The sequence below is a fragment of the Pseudomonas sp. REB1044 genome (genome assembly GCF_038813925.1).
GTDB classification, from domain to species: Bacteria; Pseudomonadota; Gammaproteobacteria; order Pseudomonadales; family Pseudomonadaceae; genus Aquipseudomonas; species Aquipseudomonas boreofloridensis.
Map to the genome: position 1 here is coordinate 3,741,415 of NZ_CP046139.1, position 24,632 is coordinate 3,766,046.

At 62.9% G+C, this 24,632-nt stretch carries 19 protein-coding genes, 5 tRNA genes and 4 pseudogenes; 12 read left to right on the forward strand and 16 right to left on the reverse strand.

The genetic code is table 11. The features are described 5' to 3' along the window. Positions 1-81 precede the first annotated feature (81 nt). Positions 82-492, forward strand: coding sequence for a PA2817 family protein (locus tag GKC70_RS17060; RefSeq protein ID WP_342649366.1), 411 nt, complete (start codon positions 82-84; stop codon positions 490-492). Positions 493-728: 236 nt separating this feature from the next. Here GKC70_RS17060 and GKC70_RS17065 read toward each other — a convergent pair. From GKC70_RS17065 to GKC70_RS17085, 5 genes are all read right to left on the reverse strand, one after another. Further along, positions 729-804: transfer RNA gene (locus tag GKC70_RS17065), tRNA-Gly, on the reverse strand. An 81-nt stretch (positions 805-885) separates the two neighbouring features. Beyond that, a tRNA-Gly gene (locus tag GKC70_RS17070) sits at positions 886-961 on the reverse strand. Between the two features lie 3 nt (positions 962-964). Then, a tRNA-Glu gene (locus tag GKC70_RS17075) sits at positions 965-1,040 on the reverse strand. A gap of 92 nt (positions 1,041-1,132) precedes the next feature. Beyond that, positions 1,133-1,208 (reverse strand) — tRNA-Gly (locus tag GKC70_RS17080). A gap of 2 nt (positions 1,209-1,210) precedes the next feature. Then, positions 1,211-1,286: transfer RNA gene (locus GKC70_RS17085), tRNA-Glu, on the reverse strand. Positions 1,287-1,632: 346 nt separating this feature from the next. Here GKC70_RS17085 and GKC70_RS17090 point away from each other — a divergent pair. After that, entirely contained in the window at positions 1,633-2,400 is a 768-nt protein-coding gene (locus GKC70_RS17090; protein WP_029612970.1) for a hypothetical protein, read from the forward strand. A gap of 47 nt (positions 2,401-2,447) precedes the next feature. Here the strand turns inward: GKC70_RS17090 and GKC70_RS17095 are convergent, their stop codons facing one another. Both GKC70_RS17095 and GKC70_RS17100 read right to left on the reverse strand, forming a co-directional pair. After that, positions 2,448-2,930: a GAF domain-containing protein gene (locus GKC70_RS17095; RefSeq protein WP_342649367.1), complete on the reverse strand. Its 483-nt coding sequence runs from the start codon at positions 2,928-2,930 to the stop codon at positions 2,448-2,450. Further along, positions 2,927-3,817, reverse strand: coding sequence for an ATP-binding protein (locus GKC70_RS17100; protein WP_295483434.1), 891 nt, complete (start codon positions 3,815-3,817; stop codon positions 2,927-2,929). Before GKC70_RS17100 ends, GKC70_RS17095 begins: the two co-directional genes overlap by 4 nt. 102 nt (positions 3,818-3,919) lie before the next feature. Here GKC70_RS17100 and GKC70_RS17105 point away from each other — a divergent pair, with 102 nt between their 5' ends. Continuing rightward, positions 3,920-6,274, forward strand: coding sequence for a response regulator (locus GKC70_RS17105; RefSeq protein WP_342649368.1), 2,355 nt, complete (start codon positions 3,920-3,922; stop codon positions 6,272-6,274). On the opposite strand, the gene GKC70_RS17110 is transcribed toward GKC70_RS17105, so the two are convergent. Then, a complete protein-coding gene (locus GKC70_RS17110) occupies positions 6,264-6,752 on the reverse strand; it encodes a glutathione peroxidase (RefSeq protein ID WP_342649369.1) in 489 nt (162 codons plus the stop codon). The two genes, GKC70_RS17105 and GKC70_RS17110, sit on opposite strands and share 11 nt — an antisense overlap. A 13-nt stretch (positions 6,753-6,765) precedes the next feature. Next, positions 6,766-7,161: a peptide-methionine (R)-S-oxide reductase MsrB gene (gene msrB, locus GKC70_RS17115; protein ID WP_342649370.1), complete on the reverse strand. Its 396-nt coding sequence runs from the start codon at positions 7,159-7,161 to the stop codon at positions 6,766-6,768. Between the two features lie 168 nt (positions 7,162-7,329). Here msrB and GKC70_RS17120 point away from each other — a divergent pair. Both GKC70_RS17120 and htpX read left to right on the forward strand, forming a co-directional pair. After that, positions 7,330-8,540: pseudogene (locus GKC70_RS17120) on the forward strand (pyridoxal phosphate-dependent aminotransferase). A 230-nt stretch (positions 8,541-8,770) separates the two neighbouring features. After that, complete coding sequence (gene htpX, locus GKC70_RS17125) at positions 8,771-9,658, forward strand: protease HtpX (RefSeq protein WP_029612955.1); 888 nt, start codon at positions 8,771-8,773, stop codon at positions 9,656-9,658. 72 nt (positions 9,659-9,730) lie between these two features. On the opposite strand, the gene GKC70_RS17130 is transcribed toward htpX, so the two are convergent. Beyond that, positions 9,731-10,375, reverse strand: coding sequence for a thiopurine S-methyltransferase (locus GKC70_RS17130; protein ID WP_342649371.1), 645 nt, complete (start codon positions 10,373-10,375; stop codon positions 9,731-9,733). Between the two features lie 102 nt (positions 10,376-10,477). On the opposite strand from GKC70_RS17130, the gene GKC70_RS17135 reads away from it, so the two are divergent. Further along, positions 10,478-11,245, forward strand: a complete 768-nt coding sequence (locus tag GKC70_RS17135; protein ID WP_342649372.1) for a class III extradiol ring-cleavage dioxygenase — start codon at positions 10,478-10,480, stop codon at positions 11,243-11,245. A 73-nt stretch (positions 11,246-11,318) separates the two neighbouring features. Here GKC70_RS17135 and GKC70_RS17140 read toward each other — a convergent pair. Next, positions 11,319-13,032: pseudogene (locus GKC70_RS17140) on the reverse strand (DEAD/DEAH box helicase). Between the two features lie 282 nt (positions 13,033-13,314). After that, positions 13,315-14,069: pseudogene (locus tag GKC70_RS17145) on the reverse strand (spermidine synthase). 116 nt (positions 14,070-14,185) lie between these two features. On the opposite strand from GKC70_RS17145, the pseudogene GKC70_RS17150 reads away from it, so the two are divergent. From GKC70_RS17150 to GKC70_RS17160, 3 genes and pseudogenes are all read left to right on the forward strand, one after another. Further along, a pseudogene (locus tag GKC70_RS17150) lies at positions 14,186-15,532 on the forward strand (3-deoxy-7-phosphoheptulonate synthase class II). A 153-nt stretch (positions 15,533-15,685) separates the two neighbouring features. Beyond that, positions 15,686-16,102 carry a Spy/CpxP family protein refolding chaperone gene (locus GKC70_RS17155; protein WP_342649373.1) on the forward strand — a complete coding sequence of 139 codons (417 nt, stop codon included), beginning with the start codon at positions 15,686-15,688 and terminating at the stop codon, positions 16,100-16,102. Positions 16,103-16,170: 68 nt separating this feature from the next. Beyond that, positions 16,171-17,499, forward strand: a complete 1,329-nt coding sequence (locus tag GKC70_RS17160; RefSeq protein ID WP_342649374.1) for a HAMP domain-containing sensor histidine kinase — start codon at positions 16,171-16,173, stop codon at positions 17,497-17,499. 23 nt (positions 17,500-17,522) lie between these two features. On the opposite strand, the gene GKC70_RS17165 is transcribed toward GKC70_RS17160, so the two are convergent. Next, positions 17,523-18,080: a nitroreductase family protein gene (locus GKC70_RS17165; protein ID WP_039576256.1), complete on the reverse strand. Its 558-nt coding sequence runs from the start codon at positions 18,078-18,080 to the stop codon at positions 17,523-17,525. 163 nt (positions 18,081-18,243) lie between these two features. Between GKC70_RS17165 and GKC70_RS17170 the strand changes: the two genes are divergently transcribed. Next, entirely contained in the window at positions 18,244-19,698 is a 1,455-nt protein-coding gene (locus GKC70_RS17170; protein WP_342649375.1) for a TrkH family potassium uptake protein, read from the forward strand. Here GKC70_RS17170 and GKC70_RS17175 read toward each other — a convergent pair. Beyond that, positions 19,655-20,707, reverse strand: coding sequence for an AraC family transcriptional regulator (locus GKC70_RS17175; RefSeq protein ID WP_295483406.1), 1,053 nt, complete (start codon positions 20,705-20,707; stop codon positions 19,655-19,657). The two genes, GKC70_RS17170 and GKC70_RS17175, sit on opposite strands and share 44 nt — an antisense overlap. A 153-nt stretch (positions 20,708-20,860) precedes the next feature. Here GKC70_RS17175 and GKC70_RS17180 point away from each other — a divergent pair, with 153 nt between their 5' ends. After that, positions 20,861-21,172 carry a DUF962 domain-containing protein gene (locus GKC70_RS17180; RefSeq protein WP_342649376.1) on the forward strand — a complete coding sequence of 104 codons (312 nt, stop codon included), beginning with the start codon at positions 20,861-20,863 and terminating at the stop codon, positions 21,170-21,172. A 9-nt stretch (positions 21,173-21,181) separates the two neighbouring features. Here the strand turns inward: GKC70_RS17180 and GKC70_RS17185 are convergent, their stop codons facing one another. Then, positions 21,182-21,994, reverse strand: coding sequence for a UDP-2,3-diacylglucosamine diphosphatase (locus GKC70_RS17185; protein ID WP_342649377.1), 813 nt, complete (start codon positions 21,992-21,994; stop codon positions 21,182-21,184). A gap of 98 nt (positions 21,995-22,092) precedes the next feature. Further along, positions 22,093-22,374 (reverse strand): SelT/SelW/SelH family protein, encoded by a 282-nt coding sequence (locus tag GKC70_RS17190; RefSeq protein WP_029612945.1) that lies wholly within the window; start codon positions 22,372-22,374, stop codon positions 22,093-22,095. A gap of 69 nt (positions 22,375-22,443) precedes the next feature. On the opposite strand from GKC70_RS17190, the gene GKC70_RS17195 reads away from it, so the two are divergent. Then, entirely contained in the window at positions 22,444-24,627 is a 2,184-nt protein-coding gene (locus GKC70_RS17195; RefSeq protein WP_317871811.1) for a patatin-like phospholipase family protein, read from the forward strand. Positions 24,628-24,632: the final 5 nt, after the last annotated feature.

Genomic DNA, 24,632 nt, shown 5'->3' on the forward strand with positions numbered 1-24,632 from the left:
CGACGCCAATCGCCCACCCTGCCCCCGCGAATAAAACCTGCGTATACTCCGGCCCCCGTTTCAATACCCGAGGACAGCCCCATGGCCAATTCCCACCTGGAGTATCACCTGCAACTGCTTCGACATCTGCGCACCATCCTGGTGGCCCTGGGCGAAGCCGAGCAGGTACCGGAAGAAAGCCATCTGCTGTTCCTGGAACGCTTCGACGAACTGTTGAGCCTACTGCCGCAGGATCCACTGGAAAGCCAGTACCTGGGCCAGGACATCATCTGCCAAGTCATCACCCGCTACCCGCAGATCGCACACTTGGTGCCGCGTGATCTGCTCTGGTTCTTCGGTGGCGACTGCCTTCACTACATGCCGGATGACGAACTGGATCTTTATCAGACCCTGGAAGAGCGGCGTTATGAGGCCGAACAGCAGGGCGAGCCGTTTGACTGGAATTTGGAGAAACAACTGTTAAGCGCCCCGGATCAGGGCGAGCGCCACTAGGCCTGAGTAGCCCGCTGCTTGAGTTGCTAAGCGCCACTGCAATGACGTGGCGCTTTTCTTGAATCAGAGCATGACCGTTGGCTTGGCCCAAGGCGTGTTGAAGGCTCGTTGATGGGGTGACCAACGATAAGGGCCAGTCGAGAACATCTGGCTGCGGAAAACGCAGGAACGAAAAAAGACGCCGAAGCGTCTTTTTTGTGATTCAACAACATTTGAAAACGTTGAAGATCAAGATATGGAGCGGGAAACGAGACTCGAACTCGCGACCCCGACCTTGGCAAGGTCGTGCTCTACCAACTGAGCTATTCCCGCAATGTAAACCAACCACTTGAGGCTTGAAGTGACCTGAGCCCTTCAACACCGCTGTACCGTCATGAACGCCACAGAATTAACTGGAGCGGGAAACGAGACTCGAACTCGCGACCCCGACCTTGGCAAGGTCGTGCTCTACCAACTGAGCTATTCCCGCAAATGGCGTCCCCTAGGGGACTCGAACCCCTGTTACCGCCGTGAAAGGGCGGTGTCCTAGGCCACTAGACGAAGGGGACATACCCAACGCTTTTCAGCGCACCAGGTGTAAAGCCTCGCGGCTGACCCTGGATTTCTTTTCCAACCCTGCCAGACGGCAGCGTCGTGAAACTGGAGCGGGAAACGAGACTCGAACTCGCGACCCCGACCTTGGCAAGGTCGTGCTCTACCAACTGAGCTATTCCCGCAATGGCGTCCCCTAGGGGACTCGAACCCCTGTTACCGCCGTGAAAGGGCGGTGTCCTAGGCCACTAGACGAAGGGGACACACTAGATCTTTTCACTGCCTGCGGCGCTTGGCGAAGAGCTTTACGCTGCAAGTGGCGCGCATTCTAGGGATGCACTCGGAAGCCGTCAACCCCTTTATGGAAATTTATTTAAATCAATGACTTCCGTAATTCCCTAGTGTGCCCGCACGGGTGCCCGGGGATTGACGTTGCTTTTCTGGCGGCGGCCCGGCAAGCTCGCCGCAAAGCGCCAGCACTGTAGTTTTACGCGCCCGTGCCGACAACGCTATGGGCGCTTGAATGCGCTGCCCGCCAGGCTGCACTGTTCGCGCCCCCGCGGACTCACTACACTCAATGATGCAAAACTTCTTCATGAGGCGTTAACGGTGACACCACTTCTGATCACCCTGCTCATCGTGGCGGGTATCGCGTTGCTGATCGTGATCGGCTACCTCAACAATGTCGTGGAAAACGCCAAGCTCGAACGCACGCGCTTGAAAATCGAGCTCACCGATCGTTTGCGCCGGTGCGGTGAGATCACCGAGACCTTTCCCGGCCAGTTGATGACCCCGGCGCTCAAGCTGCTGCTCACGCGCCTGGAGTTGAACATCAATCAGCGGCAGTTGGCGCTGGACAAGCAAAACAGCGATATAAAGGCGCGAATCGGCGAACTGGAAGCCTTGATCGCCTTGGGCGACAAGCTGCCGGTGAACAATCCGCCCAGCCCGATCCAGACCGAGGTCAAGGCCAAGGACGTGCGGTTTCTGCTTGAATCGCTGCACAACCAGATCGTCCGGGCGACCCAGGAGAACTTCCTGCAGTCCAATGAAGGCAAGTACTGGGTCAAGGAAATCCGCCACATCCTCGTGCTGCTGCACATCGAGTTCTTCAATAACCTGGGACAACAGGCTTTGCAGCAGGGCCAACCCGGGCAAGCCCGACTGGCGTTCGAGCGCGGCGTGCAGTATCTGCGTAAGCAACCTGAGCCCAAGCAGTACGAAGAACAGTTGATCTACCTGGAGAAGCTGCTGGCACGGGCCAACGCCCAGGTACTCGACCAGATGGAGCCGACCGAGGACGAACAGAACGCCTTGACCGAAGGCCTCAAGACCGATGAAGACGAAACCTGGAAAAAGCGCGTGATCTACGATTGATCCGCGAATTCACTTGAGGAAGGGCCGCGCTGCGGCCCTTCTGTCTTTCAGCAGTCGCTCAAGCTGAGGAAGATCGAGGCCAAGTGCTCAAGCCCGCGCTGGTCTGCCTCGCTGAAGCGCGCCAAGGTTGGGCTGTCCAGATCCAGCACGCCGATCAACCTGCCCTCTTTCACCAGCGGTATCACCAGCTCGCTATTGGACGCGCTATCGCACGCGATGTGGCCGGGGAATGCATGCACGTCCTCGACCCGCTGGGTCTGCCCGGTCGCTGCCGCAGCGCCGCACACGCCCTTGCCGAAAGGAATGCGCACGCAGGCCACCTGCCCTTGGAACGGGCCGAGCACCAGTTGCTCGTCGCGATTGAGGTAGAAGCCCGCCCAGTTCAGGTCTGCCACTTGGTGATAGATAAACGCCGAGAACTGCGCGGCATTGGCGATGAAATCACGCTCGTCGGCGAACAGCGCCTGGACTTGCGCCGCCAGAAGTTCGTAGCCATCCAGGCCTTTGCCACTGGCATTGAGGTCGATCATTGATTCTGCTCCAGCAATTGCAGTCCGACCCAATAGCGGGCGAACTGATAGGCACAACGGCCATTACGGTTGCCCCGGCCGGTCGCCCAGCGCGTGGCGAGGATGTCGAGCGCTTCGTTGCGCTGCCATGTCAGCCCGGCGGTCGTGGCAAGCTGACCGATCCAGTGCTCGACCACATCGAGGAAGTGTTCCTGGGTGAATGGATAGAACGACAACCACAGGCCGAAGCGGTCGGACAGTGCAATCTTGTCCTCCACCGCTTCGTTGGGATGAAGTTCCCCATCGACCATTTTCCAGTTCTCGTTATCGCTCTGTTTCTCCGGCACCAAATGTCGACGGTTAGACGTGGCATACAGCAGCACGTTGTCCGGCGCCTGTTCGAGGGAGCCGTCCAGTACGCTCTTGAGCACCCGGTAATCACCCTCGCCCGCCTCGAACGACAGGTCGTCACAAAACAGGATGAAACGCTGGTCTAAACCCTGCAACTGTTCGACCACCCGCGGCAGGTCGGCCAGATGATCGCGTTCGATCTCGATCAGGCGCAGCCCCTGACCGGCGTGCTCGGCCAGTAACGCCCGCACCAGCGACGATTTACCGGTGCCACGCGAACCCCACAGTAGCGCGTGGTTGGCCGGCATGCCCTGAATGAACTGGTGCGTGTTGCGACCCAATTGCTCGCGCTGCTGATCGACGCCGATCAGATCGCTCAGGCGCATATCCAGGCTCACCTGCAACGGCATCAAATAGCCGCTGCGGCCATCACGCTGCCAACGCGCGGCCAGCGTTTCGCTCCAGTCTATAGTCGGCCGTTGGGCCGGAAGCAGCGGCTCAAGGCGCGCCAGCACCGATTCGGCGCGCTCCAGAAATGCGGTCAAGCGGGCGTCCATGATGGCTCCTACGATTTTCAGTGAGGCATGCCCGACGACGGCACACCAGGGAATCAACTGAAATGAACAGACAGACCCGCCAGCAGCCGAGGTTGATCGGCTATGCTTGCGCAGCGCAAAGGGCGTAGAGCCGGCTCGGGAAGCATGGATATCAAGTTCACCAATCGCCTGTCATACAAGCAAGCCCGGTTGACAGTCCTGGTCGGCTTCATCCTGGGGACATTGCTCAGTCTCATCCAGATCGGCATCGATTATGCCAGCGAAGACGCGTCCATCAACCGCGAAGTGCAGGCGCTGCTGCAAATAAGCCACGACCCGGCATCACGCATCGCCTACAACATCGACGCCGAACTGGCTCAGGAACTGACTCGGGGTCTGCTGCAGTCACCCGCCATCGTGCGTGCTCGGCTGATCGACAACAACGATACCGTGCTGGCCGATGTCAGCCGTCTGCGCCAGGAAAACAGCTACCGGCCGCTAAGCGACTTTCTATTCGGCGAGCAGCGCCAATTCAAAGACCCGCTGTATCTGGCGCACATGCCCAAGGACTACCTGGGCACGTTGTACCTGGACGTCGACACTTACGCCTTCGGCAGTCGTTTCCTCGAACGCGCCGGCATCACCTTGCTCAATGGTTTTGCCCGCAGCCTGGTGCTGACGGTGATCCTGCTGGGGCTGTTCTACGTCATGTTGACCAAGCCGCTGGTCACGGTCATCAGCGCGCTGAGCAGCCGCGATCCGCGCCAACCCGGACAGGCGCGCCTGGACTACCCCAAAGGCCACGAGCACGATGAGATCGGCGTACTGGTCAAGGTCGCCAACCAACAATTCATCAGCATGGCCACCGAGATTCAGCAGCGGCGCAACGCCGAAAATCGCCTGACTCAATACCTGAACGAACTGGAAGACATCGTCTCGGCCCGTACCGACGAACTCAAAGCCAGCAACAGCCGCTTGAGTCAGTCCAATCAGGAACTGGAGGATGCCCGTCGCCGCGCCCTGGATATGGCCCAGGCACGCGCGGCCTTTCTGGCCAACATGAGCCACGAGATCCGCACACCGCTCAACGGCATGCTCGGCATGCTTTCCCTGGCGATGGACAGCGGCCTGAGCGGCGAGCAACGCCAGCAACTGTCGATCGCCCACGATTCGGGCAAGGTGCTGGTGGAACTGCTCAACGATATTCTCGACCTGTCCAAGTTCGATGCCGGGCAACTGGAGTTGGAACGCATTCCATTCGACCTCGGCACCTTGCTCGAGGACACCGCCAGCCTGCTGTCACAGAATGCCGCGGCCAACGTCGAGCTGACCTGCCTGATCGCCTCGGATTTTCCGGCGAGTGTGCTGGGCGACCCAACCCGCGTGCGGCAGATCGTCAGCAATCTGTTGGCTAATGCGTTGAAGTTCACGCGCTTCGGGCGGGTCGATGTGCGCCTCTCGAGCATCGTCGGCGGCATTCGTCTGGAGGTGTCGGACACCGGCATCGGCATCCCCGAAGATGCCCAGGCGCGCATTTTCCAACCCTTTACCCAGGCCGGTGCAGGTATCACCCGCCAATACGGCGGTACCGGTCTGGGTCTGACCCTGACCCGCAACTTGTGCAAGGCCATGCACGGGCACCTGACCATTCAGTCGCAGACCGGATTCGGCAGCCGCTTCAGTGCCGACCTGCCCTTGCCCGCCCACCTGGAGGCGGTCCCCCCGCCTGCGCTGCATGGACGGATCGTGGCCCTGACCAATGCCGCCAGCGGTCTGGCCGAACTGCTCGATCGCCTGCTACCGAACTGGGGCTTGGACTACGGGCGCTGCGAGCACACCGAGGAGCTCGACAATGCTGCCCTGGACCTGTTGATCTGCGACGATGCCGAGCAACTACCTGACCTGCGCAAGCGAACACACGCACCGATCCTGCTGATCACCGCGTATGGCAATTTCCTGGCCGCCGAGCAGGCGCTGCGTCTGGCGCCCTTGCATCAGCTCGCGCGCCCGCTGGCACGCAATACGCTCTATCAACTGCTGCGCCGAACGCTCCAAGGGGAAAACGGTAACCCACTGCCGGCAGGTACAGCGCTATTGGCCGAGCGGCGGGCGCACATCCTGCTGGTCGAAGACAATCCGGTGAACCAGCTGGTGGCCATCGGCATGCTGGGAAAACTCGGCTGCCAAGTGCAAGTGGCCGCCCACGGCGCCGAAGCGCTGCAAATGCTAGAACACGACCGCTTCGACCTAGTGCTGATGGACTGCAACATGCCAGTGATGGACGGTTACGAAGCCAGTAGACGCATTCGTCAGGATGGTCGCTGGAGCCAATTGCCGGTCGTGGCCCTGACCGCTAACGCCATGCCCGACGAGCGCGAGCGCTGTCGCGCAGCAGGCATGGACGACTATCTGGCCAAGCCGTTCCGCCGCGAAGAACTGCTGGCACTCATCGACCATTGGGTACCGTTCAACGGCTGAGCAGCTGCTCGATGTCGGCCTCGAGTGCCTGGGGCTTGGTGGTGGGTGCGTAGCGGGTGACCTTGCCGGTAGAGGGATCGAACAGAAACTTGGTGAAGTTCCACTTGATCTTCTGGGTGCCGAGTACGCCGGGGGCACGGCGCTTGAGCTCGGCGAACAGCGGATGGGTACCGGGTCCGTTGACCTCGATCTTGCGGAACAACGGGAAACTCACACCGAAATTCAACTCGCAGAACTGCGCGATCTCGTGCGCATCCCCCGGCTCCTGCTTGCCGAACTGGTTGCAAGGAAAGCCCAGCACCACCAGGCCGCGACCGGCGTAGGCCTGCCACAGTTTCTCCAACCCTTTGTACTGCGGGGTAAAGCCGCACTGACTGGCGGTGTTGACCACCAGCAGCGCTTTACCGGCAAAGTCGTCCAAGGTTTTCTGCTCTCCGCCGAGGGTGAGGCAGGGAATGTCCAGCAGCGCATCGGTCATTGGGGCTCTCCGTTCAATCACGCAGTTGGAAATCCAGGCACACAGAGTTGATGCAGTAACGCAGCCCGGTCGGCGGTGGACCGTCCGGGAACACATGGCCCAGGTGCGCATCGCACTGAGCGCAGGTAACCTCGGTGCGAATCATGCCGTGGGAGGTGTCGCGAATCTCGATCATCGCGCTGTCTTCGATCGGGGCGTAGAAACTCGGCCAGCCGCAGCCGGAGTCGAACTTGGTCTGCGAATCGAACAGCGGCAGACCGCAGCAAATGCACGAATAGGTGCCCGCGCGCTTTTCGCTGTTGTACTTACCGGTGAAGGGCCGCTCGGTGCCTTTCAGGCGGCACACTTGATATTGCGCGGGATCGAGCATTTCGCGCCATTCTTCCAGGGTTTTGTCGATCTTTTGCATGGCTGGACCTCGGCAGGCTGAATTTCACCCTGCGCCGTCTTTTCCCTGGCGCGGGTGGCACGTATATTAGTCTGCTTGTGTGCAGACGGTCAGTCTGGCACCCGCGCCGCGTCCTTTTCAAATCTTTAGACGCCCGCGCCCCGCGACTTATCCATTCGGGATCACATCATGCAGTTCAGCAAATCGAACAAGCTCGCCAATGTCTGCTACGACATTCGCGGCCCGGTGCTCAAGCACGCCAAACGCCTGGAAGAGGAAGGCCAACGCATCCTCAAGCTGAACATCGGCAACCCGGCACCTTTTGGTTTCGAGGCGCCGGACGAAATTCTCCAGGATGTGATCCGCAACCTCCCGACGGCCCAGGGCTACAGCGACTCCAAAGGCCTGTTCAGCGCCCGTAAAGCGGTCATGCAGTATTGCCAGCAAAAGCAGATCGACGGTGTCGGCATCGAGGATATCTACCTGGGCAACGGCGTCTCGGAACTGATCGTGATGTCGATGCAGGCGTTGCTCAACAACCATGATGAAGTGCTGATCCCCGCGCCTGACTACCCGCTGTGGACGGCAGCCGTCAGCCTGGCCGGCGGCAAGCCAGTGCATTACCTGTGCGACGAGCAGGCCGACTGGTTCCCCGACCTGGACGACATCAAGGCCAAGATCACCCCAATACCAAGGCGCTGGTGATCATCAACCCCAACAACCCGACGGGTGCGGTGTACTCGAAGGAATTGCTGCTGGGCATGTTGGAACTGGCTCGCCAGCACAACCTGGTGGTGTTCTCCGACGAAATCTACGACAAGATTCTCTATGACGAGGCCGTGCACATCAGTACCGCTTCGCTCGCGCCCGACCTGCTGTGCCTGACCTTCAACGGCCTGTCCAAGTCGTACCGCGTCGCCGGCTTCCGCTCCGGTTGGCTGATCATTTCCGGACCCAAGCACAACGCACGCAGCTACATCGAAGGCATCGACATGCTGGCCAACATGCGCCTGTGCGCCAACGTGCCGGCCCAGCACGCGATCCAGACCGCCCTGGGCGGGTACCAGAGCATCAATGACCTGGTACTGCCGCCGGGCCGCTTGCTCGAACAGCGCAACCGTACCTACGAACTGCTCAACGACATTCCCGGCGTGAGCTGCGTCAAGCCCATGGGCGCGCTGTATGCCTTCCCGAAAATCGACCCCAAGGTCTGTCCGATCCATAACGACGAGAAGTTCGTACTTGATCTGCTGCTGTCAGAAAAACTGCTGATCGTGCAGGGGACTGCGTTCAACTGGCCATGGCCGGACCACTTCCGCGTCGTCACCCTGCCACGAGTAGATGACCTCGAACAGGCCATCGGCCGTATCGGCAACTTCCTGCGCACCTATTCGCAGTAAGCTTTCTGACGCCTGCGGCACCTTTATCCAAGGTGCCGCAGGAATAGGCGCCCTCCCCCTCGGATGAATTCTTACATCCTGCAACGGTCTATCCACCGGCGCGCCTTTGCGCCTCTGGCATACTGCCGGGTACACAGTTTGAAATAGTCGGCCGGTTGAATCGCCCAGGCCACCCCTTATATACCCCGCAGTAGAGCGACATTTTCATCCGTCAGGAGAACGTAACAACCATGATGCGCATTCTGTTGTTTGTGGCCACCAACCTTGCGGTGGTGCTGGTTGCAAGCATTACCCTCAGCCTGTTCGGCTTCAACGGGTTCATGGCCGCCAACGGCGTCGACCTCGACCTGAGCCGTCTGCTGGTCTTCTGCGCCGTGTTCGGTTTCGCCGGCTCGCTGGTCTCGCTGTTCATCTCCAAGTGGATGGCGAAGATGACCACAGGTACGCAGATCATCACCCAGCCGCGCACCCATCACGAACAGTGGCTGCTGCAGACGGTCGAGGAGCTGTCCCGCGAGGCGGGCATCAAGATGCCCGAGGTGGGCGTGTTCCCCGCCTATGAGGCCAACGCCTTCGCCACTGGCTGGAACCGCAACGATGCCTTGGTCGCGGTATCTCAAGGTCTGCTCGAGCGTTTTTCGCGTGACGAGGTGCGTGCCGTGCTGGCCCACGAGATTGGTCACGTGGCCAATGGCGACATGGTCACCCTGGCGCTGGTGCAAGGCGTGGTGAACACCTTCGTGATGTTCTTTGCGCGAATCATCGGCAACTTCGTCGACAAAGTGGTGTTCAAGAACGAGGAAGGCCAAGGCATTGCCTACTATGTTGCCACCATCGTCGCCGAACTGATCCTGGGCATCCTGGCCAGCATCATCGTCATGTGGTTCTCGCGCCGTCGCGAATACCGCGCGGACGAAGCCGGTGCGCAACTGGCAGGCACCGGGGCGATGATCGCGGCACTGCAACGCCTGCGCTCGGAGCAGGGCATGCCGGTGCATATGCCCGATACGCTAAAGGCCTTCGGCATCAACGGCGGCCTGAAGCAAGGCCTGGCGGGCCTGCTGATGAGCCACCCGCCGCTGGAAGACCGTATCGACGCGCTGCGTCGCCGCGGCTGAGTCAATCGGTAGTGCAAAAAAGGGCGACTTCGGTCGCCCTTTTCATGTTTCATTCTTCAATGAAGTGCACGCTCAGCGCCGCACTGCGTAGACCCTCTCCAGCAGGCTAGTGACACCCGCCGCCTGGAATTTGGGGCTGCTGGCGATGACCTGAGGCGTCTGCAACTCCGTCACCTGCCATCCGCCGAGCCCTTGCCTCACCTGCGCTTGCGGCACTGAAAACGGCGGCCCCTCTATGAGCGATTGATCGTACTCCAGCGTCACCAACAGGCCTTCGCAGCGATCTGGCAAGCAGCGGGACAGGTGATCCAGATAGCGCTCACGCATGCTCGAGGGGAACGCGATCAGCGCGGCTCGGTCGTACATCGCCGCGCAGTCTGCCAGGTCCGACGCACGCAGTGCGAAGAAGTCCCCACACCACAACTCGAAATCCGCGCTGCGCCATACTTCGAACGCTCCCTGCTGCTCGACTTCGGCGGCAAGCCCCTGCTCGACGAAGAAGTCTTCGACTGCACGCCGCGACAGCTCCACGCCGAGCACCCGATAGCCCTGCTCCGCCAACCAGACCATATCCAGACTTTTGCCGCACAAAGGTACGAATACCCGACTGCCTGGCGCCAACGCCGGCCAATGGCCCTGCAGATAGGTATTCACCTGAGGCTGATGAAAACCGATCTGGTTATCCGCCCATCGCTTGTGCCAAAACGCCGGCTCCATGATTTCTCCAGTATTTTCGATTGATTTACCGCAAATCTTATATTGGATATCGATCTTTGCCTGACCGAAGATGGCAGCATCTTAACGCCCCAGGACACCGCTATGTTGCCCAGCCTGTTCATTTCCCACGGCTCCCCCATGCTTGCCCTTGAGCCGGGTGCAAGCGGTACGGCGCTTGCCGGATTGGCTGCCGGCCTGCCGCGGCCGAAAGCGATCGTGGTGGTATCGGCGCACTGGGAAAGCCGTGAGCTGATGCTTACCAGCGCCGCTCGTCCCGAGACCTGGCACGACTTTCGCGGTTTTCCAGCGGCGCTGTACGCGGTGCAGTACCCGGCGCCCGGCGCGCCGGATCTGGCCAGGCAGATCGTCGAACAGCTCGGTCAGGCCGGCTTGATTGCGCACCTCGACGCCCACCGGCCGTTCGACCATGGCGCCTGGGTACCGCTGTCCTTGATGTACCCAGAAGCCGACATTCCGCTGCTCCAGCTTTCGCTGCCCAGCCATCGCCCTCCCGCGTTGCATGTGCAGATTGGCCAGGCGTTGGCCGGCTTGCGCGACCAGGGCGTTCTGCTGGTGGGGTCGGGCAGTATCACCCACAACCTGGGCGAACTGGATTGGCAGGCAGGCCCGGAGGTCATCGAACCCTGGGCGCGCAGTTTCCGCGATTGGATCGTCCAGCGACTGGTCGACGGCGACACCGCGGCTCTTCAGGACTATCGCCAGCAGGCCCCCTTTGCGGTGCGCAACCACCCCAGCGACGAGCACTTGTTGCCGCTGTTCTTCGCCATGGGCGCAGGCCAGCGTTTTGGCATCGTGCATCAGGGATTCACGCTGGGTGCGCTGGGCATGGACATCTATCGGTTCGACTGAGACCGCCTTGCGCGTGATCGCACGGACAAAAAAATCCCCAGCCTGAGCTGGGGATTTTTCATGACCGCAGGACTCAGTCCTCGCGATAGCGACGCAGCTTGAGCTGCTTGCCGGCTACGCGGGTGTCCTTGAGTTTGGTCAGCAGACGCTCCAGACCCTCCTCAGGCAGCTCGACCAGACTGAAGCTGTCGCGCACCTGGATGCGGCCGATGGCGTCGCGGGCCAGACCGCCTTCGTTGAGGATCGCACCCAACAGGTTCTTGGCGGCGATGCCGTCACGTGCACCCAGGGCAGTCCGGCAACGCACGCGGCCTTCAGCCAGTGGCATCGGTGCACGACGCTCGCGGTCGCCGCGCTCAGCGCGCTCGCCACGGTCACTGCGCTCGCCGCTACGCTCGCGCGGCGTGTGGGTCGGCACCAGCGGCTGCTCGCGCTCGACGGCGGCCAAGTCCAGCGACTGACCGTTGGTCGCCTTGCGCAGCAGGGCGGCGGACAGCGCACGGGCCGAGCAGCCCAAGTCGGCAGTCAGGCGGTCGAACAGCTCGCCGTGGGTCGCTTCGGCCTCGGCCACCAACGGTGCCAGGCTGGCGGTCAGCTTCTTGATGCGCGCATCCAGCACGGCTTGCGGGCCAGGCAGACGGGCTTCGGCGACCTTCTGCCCAGTGACGCGCTCGATCACCTGCAGCATGCGACGCTCACGCGGGGTCACCAACAGCAGGGCGCGACCTTCACGACCGGCACGGCCAGTACGACCGATACGGTGCACGTAGGATTCAGGATCGTACGGCATGTCCACGTTGAACACGTGGGTGATGCGCGGGACGTCCAGACCACGGGCAGCGACGTCGGTCGCGACGACGATGTCCAGACGACCGTCCTTGAGCGAGTCGATGACGCGCTCGCGCTGGTTCTGGGCGATGTCGCCGTTCAGCGCAGCGGCCTTGTAACCCTTGGCTTCCAGCGCAGCAGCCAGATCCAGGGTGGCCTGCTTGGTACGCACGAAGGCGATCAGCGCGTCGAATTCCTCGACTTCCAGCAGACGCAGTACGGCCGGGATCTTCTGGTCGGCATGGACCATCAGGTGCGCCTGGTCGATGGCGGTGACGGTCTGGGTCTTGCTCTGGATCTTGACGTGCTTGGGCTCGCGCAGATGACGCTCGGCGATCGAGCGGATCGACGACGGCAGGGTCGCGGAGAACAGCACGGTCTGACGGGTCGCTGGGATCGCGTCGAAGATTACTTCGAGGTCGTCCATGAAGCCCAGCTTGAGCATCTCGTCGGCTTCGTCGAGTACCAGGTACTGAACGGTGGAAAGCACTTTCTCGTCACGGCGCAGGTGATCGCAGAGACGGCCTGGGGTGGCGACCACGATCTGGGCGCCATTGCGGATGGCGCGCAACTGTGGACCCATCGGGGCACCACCGTACACGGCCACGACATTCACGCCCGGCATCTGCTTGGCGTAGGTTTCGAAAGCGGTAGCTACTTGCAGCGCCAACTCACGGGTTGGCGCCAGGATCAGGGCTTGCGGTTCGCGCTTGCTCACGTCGATCTTGTTGAGGATCGGCAGGGCGAAGGCAGCGGTCTTGCCGGTGCCAGTCTGCGCCTGGCCGATCATGTCGTGACCGGCGAGGATGATCGGGATCGACTGTTGCTGGATGGCCGATGGCTCTTCATAGCCTGTAGCCAATACGGCAGCAACGATGTTCGGATGAAGATCGAGAGCGGCGAATCCGCCGGTTTCCTGGGTCATGGGTCTGCCTCTATGTGCATCCGCAAAGACCCATGCTCCAAAGCTGCACATGCCTTGAAAGACCCGAAGGTCACCCAGGCAGCTTTGGCGGCGGGGATTTGCGAAAACGATTGAAAAAGAATTACTTGGGAAGGTCCGCCTAGCGGACGTGCAGCCGAAGCTGGACTCGGAGGATTTGCACCGCCTGATTTTGAGGTCCGCTAAAAGACCGGCGCGTACTATATACGAATTCGTGTAGCACCGTGAGAAAAATTTCTACGGGAACCCGCAGTCGGGTACGAGACGGACGTCGCAGACTGAAACGTTTACGTTTCGCTCAACTGGCGGGCCTGATCGCCTTGATCAGATACTCCAGCGAATAGCCCAGACGCGTCGCCAGCGCTGCCGCCCGGTCACCCACCGCGTCCTGATCCAGGCTCTGCTCGAGGTCCGCAGGCACCAGCAGGATCACATTGCCTTCCTTGACCGGCAGCTCCCAGTAATGGCGGTGATACAAGCCGCGCAACAGCGCCGCCCCCAATGGCCGACCGTCATCGGCGGCCCATTGGTTGATCACCAGCCAGCCCCCGGATTGAGCTGCTGCTGGCATTTTTCCAGAAAGCCCCACGCCAGGTGGCCAACGCCCGGCCCGTAGTCGGTATACAGGTCGACGAAGATCAGGTCAGCCTTTTCCGCCGTAGGCAGCAGTTCGAGTGCATCGCCGATGCGCACGTACAGGCGCGGATCGTCGTCCAGGCCCAGGTACTCCATGGCCAGACGCGGCACATCCGCGCGCAGTTCGATGGCTTCGACGTCTTCCAGCGGCAGGAATTTCAGACAGGCCTGGGTCAGGGTGCCGGCGCCCAGCCCGAGAAACAGCGCGCTTTCCGGGTGTGGGTGGCACAGCGCGCCGACCAGCATCGCCCGAGTGTAGTCGTACTCCAGCCAACTCGGATCGGCGGTGAAGGTGCAGCTTTGCTCGATGGCGTCACCGAACTCGAGGAAACGGTAGTCTTCGACCTCGTAAACGCTGATGACCCCGTAGGCATCCTCAACCCGGGCCAGCCGCCGCTCTTCCCGATCCATCGCCATCGCCGCCACCTGCCCGCGCAAAACCGGCATTGTCCGCCAATGCCTGCAGTGCAACAAGCCGGCGGGCAACTGTTACCATGGCCAGGCATGCCCGAACCGACCTGACCGAGCCGATGATGAACCGACCCTGGACCCCCGACAGCTGGCGCGCCCTGCCGATCCAGCAGCAGCCGATCTACCCCAATGCCGCACACCTGCACAAGGTCTAGCAGACCCTGGCCAGCTATCCGCCGCTGGTGTTCGCCGGCGAAGCCCGCGAACTGCGTCGCCAGTTCGCCGAGGTCACCCAGGGCCGCGCGTTTCTGCTGCAAGGCGGCGACTGCGCCGAGAGCTTCGCCGAATTCTCCGCGGCGAAGATCCGCGACACCTTCAAGGTGCTGCTGCAGATGGCGATCGTTATGACCTTCGCCGCCGGCTGTCCGGTGGTGAAGGTCGGGCGCATGGCCGGGCAGTTCGCCAAACCGCGCTCGGCCAACGACGAAACCCTGGGCCAGGTCACCCTGCCCGCCTATCGCGGCGACATCGTCAACGGCATCGGCTTCGACTCGGCCAGTCGCATTCCCGACCCCGAGCGCCTGCTGCAGGCCTACCATCAGTCCACAGCCAGCCTCAACCTGCTGCGCGCCTTCGCCCAGGGCGGCTTCGCCGACCTGCACCAAGTGCACAAGTGGAACCTGGACTTCATCGCCAACTCGGCGCTGGCCGAGAAGTATCATCAACTCGCCGACCGCATCGACGAGACCCTGGCCTTCATGCGCGCCTGCGGCTTGGACAGCGCGCCGCAACTGCGCGAAACCAGCTTCTTCACCGCCCATGAGGCGCTGCTGCTCAATTACGAAGAAGCGTTCGTGCGCCGTGACAGCCTGACCGGCGACGCCTACGACTGCTCGGCGCACATGCTGTGGATCGGCGACCGCACCCGCCAGCTCGACGGCGCTCACGTCGAGTTCCTGCGCGGGGTGCACAACCCGATCGGGGTCAAAGTCGGCCCCAGCATGAACCCTGAAGAATTGATCCGCCTGATCGACGTGCTCAACCCGGACAACGACCCCGGTCGTTTGAACCTGATCGTGCGCATGGGCGCGAACAAAGTCGGCGACCACCTGCCACCGCTCATTCGTCATGTCGAGCGCGAGGGGCGCCAGGTGCTGTGGAGCTCCGACCCGATGCACGGCAATACCATCAAGGCCAGCAGCGGCTACAAAACGCGCGACTTCGCGCAGATCCTCGACGAGGTGCGGCAGTTCTTCCAGGTGCACCAGGCCGAAGGCAGCCACGCCGGCGGCATCCATATCGAGATGACGGGTCAGAACGTCACCGAGTGCATCGGCGGCGCGCGCCCGATCACCGAAGACGGCTTGTCGGACCGCTACCACACCCACTGCGACCCGCGGCTCAATGCCGACCAGTCGCTGGAGCTGGCGTTCCTGATCGCCGAAACCCTCAAGCAGGTGCGTCGCTGAACACAGCCCAAACCGGTTCGATCCGGGCGCCAGCCGTGATCGACGTCGAGGGCGGTCTTTACCGAGCCTTTACCCTGACCTGACCGCGCTTGACCTTGCGCACCCTAGACTGGGCTCATCCGGTAATCACCGGCCTGAAAAGGAGAAACACCCATGCGCAAGACCCTGACCGCACTGATGTTCGCTGCCGCCCTGCCGACCCTCGCCATGGCCATGCCTGAACCCGGCCCGCACGGCGAAGGCCCTCATCACCGTGGCCCTGCGGCTTTCGCCCAGCTCGACCTGACCCCGGAGCAGCGCCAGCAGATCGGCCGGCTGATGGGCGAGCAGATGAAACAGCGCCGCGAGATCACCGAGCGCTACCTGGACAAGCTGCCGGCCCCTGAACAGAAGGCCATGAAGGACGAGATCAAGGCCGGTCACGACAAGACCCAGACCCAGATCCGCGCCCTGCTCAAGCCCGACCAGCAGAAGCAATTCGACGAACTGCAAAGCAAACGCGCGGCCGACAAGGCCGAGTGGGAGCAGTTCCAGGCCTGGAAAGCTGAAAAAGCCGCCAAGGCCCAGTAAGCTGCACGTTCGACGCCCGGCCCGCACTCCAGCGGGCCGGGCCTTTTCATGCCTGGGAGGTACTCGTCTTGCGCTCACTGTTCTGGCGCATCCTGGCCAGCTTCTGGCTGGCCATCGCCCTGGTCGCCGGCCTGTCGATCCTACTTGGCCACATGCTCAATCAGGATGCCTGGATCCTCAGTCGTCACCCGGGCCTCAACACCCTCGCCAGCCGCTGGGTCCAGCACTACGAGCAGGAAGGCCTGCAAGCCTCGCAACGTTTCCTGGAACGGCGTAAACAGCGCTACAAGATCGACGTCCAGGTGCTCGACGACAGTGGAGATGCCGTGGTGCCCGGTACCTTCCCGCGGCGCGCCGAAGACTTCGAGCGCCGTCAGCACAATGACGAGCGCCTGCCCTGGCGTCGCCTCACCGAGGAGTACACCAGCCCCACCACCGGCCAGACCTACCTGCTGATCTACCGCATTCCTCATCCGGAACTGATGGCTTGGCACCGCGAGAGCCTGATCTGGCCGCTGAGCGCCCTGGGCATCGCCCTGGTGGTGCTGACGTTGTTCAGTTTGCTGGTCACCCTGTCCATCACCCGTCCACTGAGCCGTCTGCGCGGCGCGGTGCACGACCTGGGGCAAACCACTTATCAGCAGAACAGCCTGGCGCAGTTGTCGGTCAGACGCGACGAGTTCGGCGTACTGGCCAACGACTTCAACAAGATGGGCGCGCGCCTGCAAAGCCTGATTTCCAGCCAGCGCCAATTGCTGCGCGACGTGTCCCATGAGTTGCGCTCGCCGCTGGCACGCCTGCGCATCGCCCTGGCCCTGGCCGAGCGGGCCGAGCCCGAGCAGCGCCAGGCGCTCTGGCCACGACTGACCCGCGAGTGCGATCGCCTGGAAGACCTGATCAGCGAGATTCTGGTGCTGGCCCGGGTCGATGCCGAGCAGGCGCACCCGGAGCCGGTGGACGTCAACGCACTGCTGGGCAGTGTGCGCCGGGACGCTAAGCTCAGCGAAGCGGAGCAGGAGGTGCGCCTGGAAGCAGAACCCGGCTTGACCTTGCAGGGCTGGCCGACCTTGCTCGAACGGGCGCTGGACAACCTGGTACGCAATGCCCTGCGGTTCAACCCGGCGGGCCAGCCCATCGAAATCCATGCCCGCCGCGAGCACGAGCAGGTGCTGCTGAGCGTGCGCGACCATGGCCCTGGGGTCGCGCCGGAACACTTGCTGCACCTGGGCGAGCCGTTCTTCCGCGCGCCGGGGCAGCAGGCGGCGGGGCATGGGCTGGGCTTGGCAATCGCCCGCCGCGCCGCCGAGCGTCATGGCGGAACGCTGGTGCTGGAGAACCACCCACAAGGCGGGTTCGAGGCCCGGCTGGCGCTGCCGGTGACTCAGGCGCCCGTTTAAGGGCGCACGCCATCAGGCCTTGGTCACTCGCCCCAGGCGGTGACGAAGTCGGCGGTGTCCAGTACCGGCGGTGTGCGCGGCTCGCTAGTCGGGGTGCCCAGGTACAGATAGCCGATCAGCTCTTCATTGTCGGCCAGCCCCAGCCCCTTGTGCACATGGCTGTCGAAGGCCATGTCGCCGGTGCGCCACACCGCACCGATGCCTTGGGCATGGGCGGCGATCAGGATGCCGTGGGCCGCGCAACCGGCCGCCAGGCGCTGTTCGGACGCCGGCACCTTGGGATGCGCCTGCAAACGTGCGATCACCACCACCAGCAACGGCGCACGCAGCGGCATGGCCCGGGCCTTGTCCAGCGCAGCCTGGCTGGCATCGCCTTGGGCCTGAATCGCCTCGGCGAACAGCTCGCCCAACGCTTCGCGCGCCGCCCCCTCGATGGTCAGGAATCGCCACGGTCGCAACTGTCCGTGATCCGGTGCACGCAGCGCCGCCTGAAACAACCCTTCACGCTGGGCCGCATTGGGCGCGGGATCGGTCAGGCGCGGCACGGAAACACGGTTGAGCAAAGCGTCGAGAGCCTCCACGGGCTACCCTCCTGGCAAATTGAAAGTGCCGCCATTCTCAGGTGCCCAGCCGCAAGCTTCAAGCTGCAAGCTGTCAGCCAACGCCGGCTCGCTTCAACTTGCCGCTTGCAGCTTGAGGCTCGCCGCTTAAAATGTCGCCCTTTCCCGTTTCGAGTCAGATCACATGGCGTTGCCGACCTTAAGGATCATCGCGTTCATCATCGGCATCTTCCTGATCACCCTGGCCGTGAGCATGGTCGTGCCCATGGCCACGCTGATGATCTTCGAACGCACGGCCGATCTGCCCTCGTTCCTGTGGTCGAGCCTGATCACCTTCATCGCCGGCCTGGCCATGGTGCTGCAGGGGCGACCGGAGCACGTGCACCTGCGCCCGCGCGACATGTACCTGCTGACCGTCAGCAGTTGGGTCGTGGTCTGCGTGTTCGCCGCCCTGCCCCTGCTGCTGACCCAGCACATCAGCTACACCGACGCCTTCTTCGAAAGCATGTCAGGCATCACCGCCACCGGCTCGACAGTGCTCAGTGGCCTGGACAGCGTGTCGCCGGGCATTCTCATCTGGCGCTCGATGCTGCACTGGCTCGGCGGCATCGGCTTCATCGGTATGGCGGTCGCGATCCTGCCGCTGCTGCGCATCGGCGGCATGCGCCTGTTCCAGACCGAATCGTCGGACCGTTCGGAAAAGGTCATGCCGCGTTCGCACATGGTGGCCAAATACATCGTCGCGGTGTACGTGGGCATCACCGTGCTCGGCAGCCTGGCGTTCTGGTGGGCCGGCATGAGCCTGTTCGATGCCATCAACCATGCCATGTCGGCGATCTCGACCGGCGGTTTCTCCACCTCCGATCTGTCCCTGGCGAAATGGGACATGCCGGCCGTGCACTGGGTGGCGGTGGTGGTGATGGTCCTCGGCAGCGTGCCGTTCACGCTGTACGTGGCGACCCTGCGCGGCAACCACCGCGCGCTGTGGCGCGACCAACAGGTGCAGGGCCTGCTCGGTCTGCTGGTGGCCACCTGGATAGTGCTCGGCACCTGGTACTGGGCCACCACCGACCTGCACTGGCTGGACGCCTTCCGCCACGTGGCGCTGAACGTCACCTCGGTGGTCACTACCACCGGCTTCGCCCTGGGCGACTACAGCCTGTGGGGCAACTTCTCGCTGATGCTGTTCTTCTACCTGGGCTTCATCGGCGGCTGCTCCGGCTCGACCGCCGGCGGTATCAAGATCTTCCGCTTCCAGGTGGCCTACATCCTGCTCAAGGCCAGCCTCAACCAACTGATCCACCCGCGCGCGGTGATCAAGCAGAAGTACAACGGTCACCGCCTCGACGAAGAAATCGTGCGCTCGATCCTGACCTTCTCGTTCTTCTTCGCCGTGACCATCTGCGTCATCGCCTTGCTGCTGTCGCTGCTGGGCGTGGACTGGATGACCGCGCTGACCGGTGCCGCCAGTACCGTCTCCGGCGTGGGCCCAGGATTGGGCGAGGTGATCGGCCCGGCCGGCAACTTCGCCAGCCTGCCGGATGCGGCAAAGTGGATCCTGGCCGGCGGCATGCTGCTCGGTCGCCTGGAGATCATCACCGTGCTGGTGTTGTGCATGCCGGCGTTCTGGCGCCATTGAGCGACGCCTCCAGGCGCGCCCGGTACTCGCTGGGCGTGGCGTCGAACCAGCGACGGAAGGCCCGGTAGAAATTGCTCGGGTCGGCAAAACCCAGCAGGTAGGCGGTTTCCAGCAAGGTCATGCCAGGCTGCGCCAGGTACTGCTCGGCCAATTCCCGACGGGTGTCGTCGAGCAGGGTCTGGAAGCTGGTGCCCTCCTCCTGCAACCGGCGCTGCAGGGTGCGCTGCGACAGGTGCAGGGCCTGGGCCACGGTATCGCGCTTGGGTTCGCCTTGCGGCAGGATGCGGCACAGGGTCTGGCGCACCCGATGGGTCACGCGGCTTTCGGAAAAGCGTGCCAGGTACTCGCCCGCGAAGCGGTCGTGCAGTATGGCCATCGCCTCGTTGGCGGTGGGCAGCGGCGCCTCCATGTCCGCGCGTTCCAAGACCAGCGCATCGTGCCGTGCGCCGAACTCCACAGGCGCACGGAAGGCCTGTCGGTAGGGTTCGATGTCCCTGGGCTGCGCACCTTGGATCAGCACCCGCCGCGGCTGCACCGGGCGGCCGCTGAGCCAGGCGCACAACGACAGCGCACAGGCCAGCGACGCCTCGGCGCTGTGGCGGGTCGGCGGCAGGTGATCGCCATGCACGGTGAGGATCAGCGAGTAGCCTTCAGGGCCGAGGGTGAAGCTCAGGTCGGAGCTCTCGGCGATGATGCGCTGATAGCGCACCAGGCGCTCGAAGCCTTCTGCCAGGGTACGACTGGACATCAGCGCATAACCCACCACATGGAACGACGCCGGGCGTACCACCCGCGCCATGTTCAGGCCGATGGCCTGGTTCCCGGACAGCTCGACCGCCAGCAACCACAGACGGGTCATGTCATCCTGGGGAAAGCGTGCATCCGGGTCGTCCAGCGCCGCGAAGTCCAGGCCCAACTGCTTGAACATGGCCCGGCAATCGAGTCCTTCGAGCTCGAGCGCTTTGACGATCCCTGAGGCCCAGCTGGCCGACGTGGTTCTTTCGCTCATGACAGGCTTCTTGTGCTGACCGCTCCTGCGGTGAATCGAAAGGATACTCAAATGGCGCCAATTGTCACTGGTGGGCGCTTCCAGTGACTCTAGACTCGAAACAGGCTCCACGCCGTATACCCCGAACAAAAACACAGCGGCGAGAACCCCGCCATGAACAGCACGACGCCGTTTCGCAGTTTCGCCGAGTTCTATCCCTACTACCTCGGCGAGCATGCCAACCCCACCTGCCGACGCCTGCACTTCGTCGGCACCAGCCTGGTCATCGCGCTGTTGGCGTATGCCATCGGCAGCGGTCAGTGGCTATTGCTGCTGGCCATGCCGGTGGCCGGCTATGGCTTCGCCTGGGCCGGGCACTTCTTTTTCGAGAAGAATCGGCCGGCCACTTTCACCTATCCCCTCTATAGCCTGATCGGCGACTTCGCCATGTTCCGCGACATCCTGCGCGGCAAGATCAGCCTCTGAGCACGGGTCTCAGACCAGCTCGCGCAGCGCCGCCAGGCGCTCGCTTTCCTGGGCTTGCGCCTCGGCCAACCGATACAACTCGATATGACCGTCCCAGTGCTCGATGAGCGCGGTGCACGACTCGACCCAGTCGCCGCAGTTGAGGTATTGCACATCGCCCACCTGACGAATCTCGGCGTGATGGATATGCCCACAGACCACGCCTTGAAAGCCGCGCCGTGTGCATTCGTGGGCAATCGCATCCTCGAAATCGCTGATGAAGTTCACCGCGCCCTTGACCTTGTGCTTGAAGTACGCCGACAGCGACCAGTAGCCATAGCCGTAACGGGCGCGCCAGTGGTTGAGCCAGCGGTTGAGCACCAGGGTGAATTCATAGGCGCGGTCGCCGAGAAAGGCCAGCCAGCGGTGGTAGCGGGTGATCACGTCGAATTGATCGCCATGCACCACCAGCAGGCGACGGCCGTCAGCCGTGAGATGTTCGGCCTCGTCTACCAGCTGGATGTTGCCCAGGATCAGCCGTGAGTAACGGCGCAGGAATTCGTCGTGGTTGCCGGTGACGTAGATCACCTCGGTACCGCGTTTGCTCATGGTCAGCAAGCGGCGGATCACATTGGTGTGAGCCTGCGGCCAGTAGACGCCGCTGCGCAGCTTCCAGCCGTCGATGATGTCGCCGACCAGATAGATGCGATCGGCCTGATATCCCTTGAGGAACTGCGACAGGTGCTCGGCCTGGCAGTCACGAGTACCCAGGTGCACATCGGAGATCCACAGGGTTCGCACGCGTTGCTTGCGTGACGGGCGGAGCAGTTCGGCGTGTGTCATCGGGCGGCCTCCGGCGTTGTTTGCAGGAGACTGGCAGGTGCGGATGACAGGTTGGTGGCAGTCGTGTGACGAGTCACGCGCTGCCCACCGACACACCCTCAGCGGTCGTTGTGGCCCAGGTCGCGCTGCGGGTCGATGCAATCGCGCACCCGCTGCTTGAGCACCTTGGCTTCGGGGAAGCCGCCATCGGCCTTGCGTTCCCAGAGCTGTCGCTCGTTGCAGGTGATGCGGAACACACCGCCGCTGCCCGGCTGCAGCGTGACCCGGCCCAGGTCGTCAGCGAAGGTGCTGAGCAATTCCTGCGCCAACCAGGCGGCGCGCAGCAGCCACTGACACTGGGTGCAATACTCGATGACGATTTCGGGCTTGGCATCGGCCATGGTCAAACGTCTCCTGCTGAAATGGGCCGCTTATACTAGCGGTCTTTGCCCACGGTTTTGAGACTCACGATGCGCCGTCTGCTGTTATGCCTGTTGCTGACCCTCACCCCGCTTGTCCTGCACGCGGCCGACGCGGCCCGGCCCAAGGTCGGCCTGGTACTGTCCGGCGGCGCCGCCCGAGGCCTGGCCCACATCGGCGTGCTCAAGGCCCTGGAAGAACAGGGCGTACGCATCGACGCCATCGCCGGCACCAGCATGGGAGCGGTGGTCGGCGGGCTGTACGCCTCGGGCTACAGCATCGAGGAACTCGAACACCTGGCGCTGACCCTCGACTGGCAGCAGGCGCTGTCCGATGCGCCACCGCGCAAGGACGTGCCGTTCAGGCGCAAGCAGGACGACCGCGACTTCCTGGTCAAGCAGAAGCTCAGCTTTCGCGACGACGGCAGCCTGGGTCTGCCGCTGGGGGTGATCCAGGGCCAGAACCTGTCGCTGCTGCTGGAAAGCAAGCTGGCCCACACCGCCGACATCCGCGACTTCGACAAACTGCCCATTCCGTTCCGCGCCGTCGCCACCGATATCGCCAGTGGCGAAAAGGTGGTGTTCCGCCGTGGCCACCTGCCGCAGGTGGTGCGGGCCAGCATGTCGATTCCAGCGGTGTTCGCGCCGGTGGAGCTGGACGGCCGCCTGCTGGTCGACGGCGGCATGGTCGACAACATTCCGCTGGATGTCGTGCGGGAAATGGGCGTCGACCTGGCCATCGTGGTAGACATCGGCACCCCGCTGCGCTCGCGCAAGCAACTGGCCACTGTGGTGGACGTGCTCAATCAGTCGATCACCCTGATGACCCGGCGCAACTCCGAAGAACAGCTGGCCAGCCTGGGCCGCGAAGACATTCTTGTGCAACCACCGCTGAGCGCCTTCGGCGTCACCGATTTCGGCCGCGCCCAGGACATGATCGACGCGGGCTACCGTGCCACCCGCGCCCTCGACGCGCGCCTGGCCGGGCTGCGCCAGGCCGGTGACGCCGAACTGGCCGTGGCCCGCTCACCGCGCCAGCGCACGCCGGTGATCACGGCGATCAAGGTCGAGAACGATTCGAAGGTCAGCGACGAGGTGATCCGCTACTACATCCGCCAGCCCATCGGCGAGCCGCTGGCGCTGGATCGCCTGCAAACCGACATGGGCACCCTGTACGGGCTGGACTACTTCGACCGCGTGCAGTACCGCGTGGTACACAAGGGCGACGACAATACCCTGGTGATCAATGCCCGTGGCCGGCGTGGTGGCACCGACTACCTGCGTCTGGGCCTGAACCTCTCGGACGACATGCGCGGCGACAGCGCCTTCAACCTCGGTGCCAGCTACCGCGTCAATGGCATCAACCGGCTGGGCGCCGAATGGCTCACGCGCGCGCAGATCGGCGACCAGCAGGAGCTGTACAGCGAGTTCTACCAACCGCTGGACGTGGGCTCGCGCTACTTCGTCGCCCCCTACCTGTCCCTGGGTTCGCAGAACATCGAAGCCACCCTGGACAACGATCCGGTCGCCGAATACCGCCTGGAACGCTACGGGTTCGGCCTCAACCTGGGTCGACAGATCGGCACCTACGGCGAAGTGCGACTCGGGGTCGGCAAGGCCTGGGGCGAGGCTGAGGTGCGCATTGGCGATCAGAGCCTGCCCAAAGTCAGCTTCAACGAGGGCTTCTACGAACTGAAGTACTCCTTCGACACCTTCGACAACGTCTACTTCCCCCACAGCGGCGAAGACATCGGCCTGAGCCTGCGCAAGTTCGACCGCTCGCTGGACTCGGACAGCGACTACCGCCAATGGCAGTTCCATCTGGACAAAGCCTTGAGTTACGGCGCCAATACCTGGGTGCTGGGTGGCCGCTACGGGCGCACCCTGGACGATACCGAGGTGGTGACTTCCAGCTTCGTGCTCGGTGGAGCCAGGCAACTGTCGGGGTTCCGCCAGGATTCGCTGTCAGGCCAGAACATCAGCCTGATGCGCATGGTGTATTACCGCCGGCTGACGCCTCGGGCCTATGTGCCGTTGGATCTGCCTTTGTATCTGGGCGGGTCGCTGGAGCGTGGCCGCGCGTGGAACAACGACAACGACTTCGACAGCGGCTACATCAACGCGGCCAGCGTATTCCTGGGACTGGAGACACCCCTGGGGCCTTTGAACATCAGCTACGGAATCAACACCGAGCATCAGAAGGCGGTGTACTTGAATTTGGGCAGCAGCTTCTGAGTGTC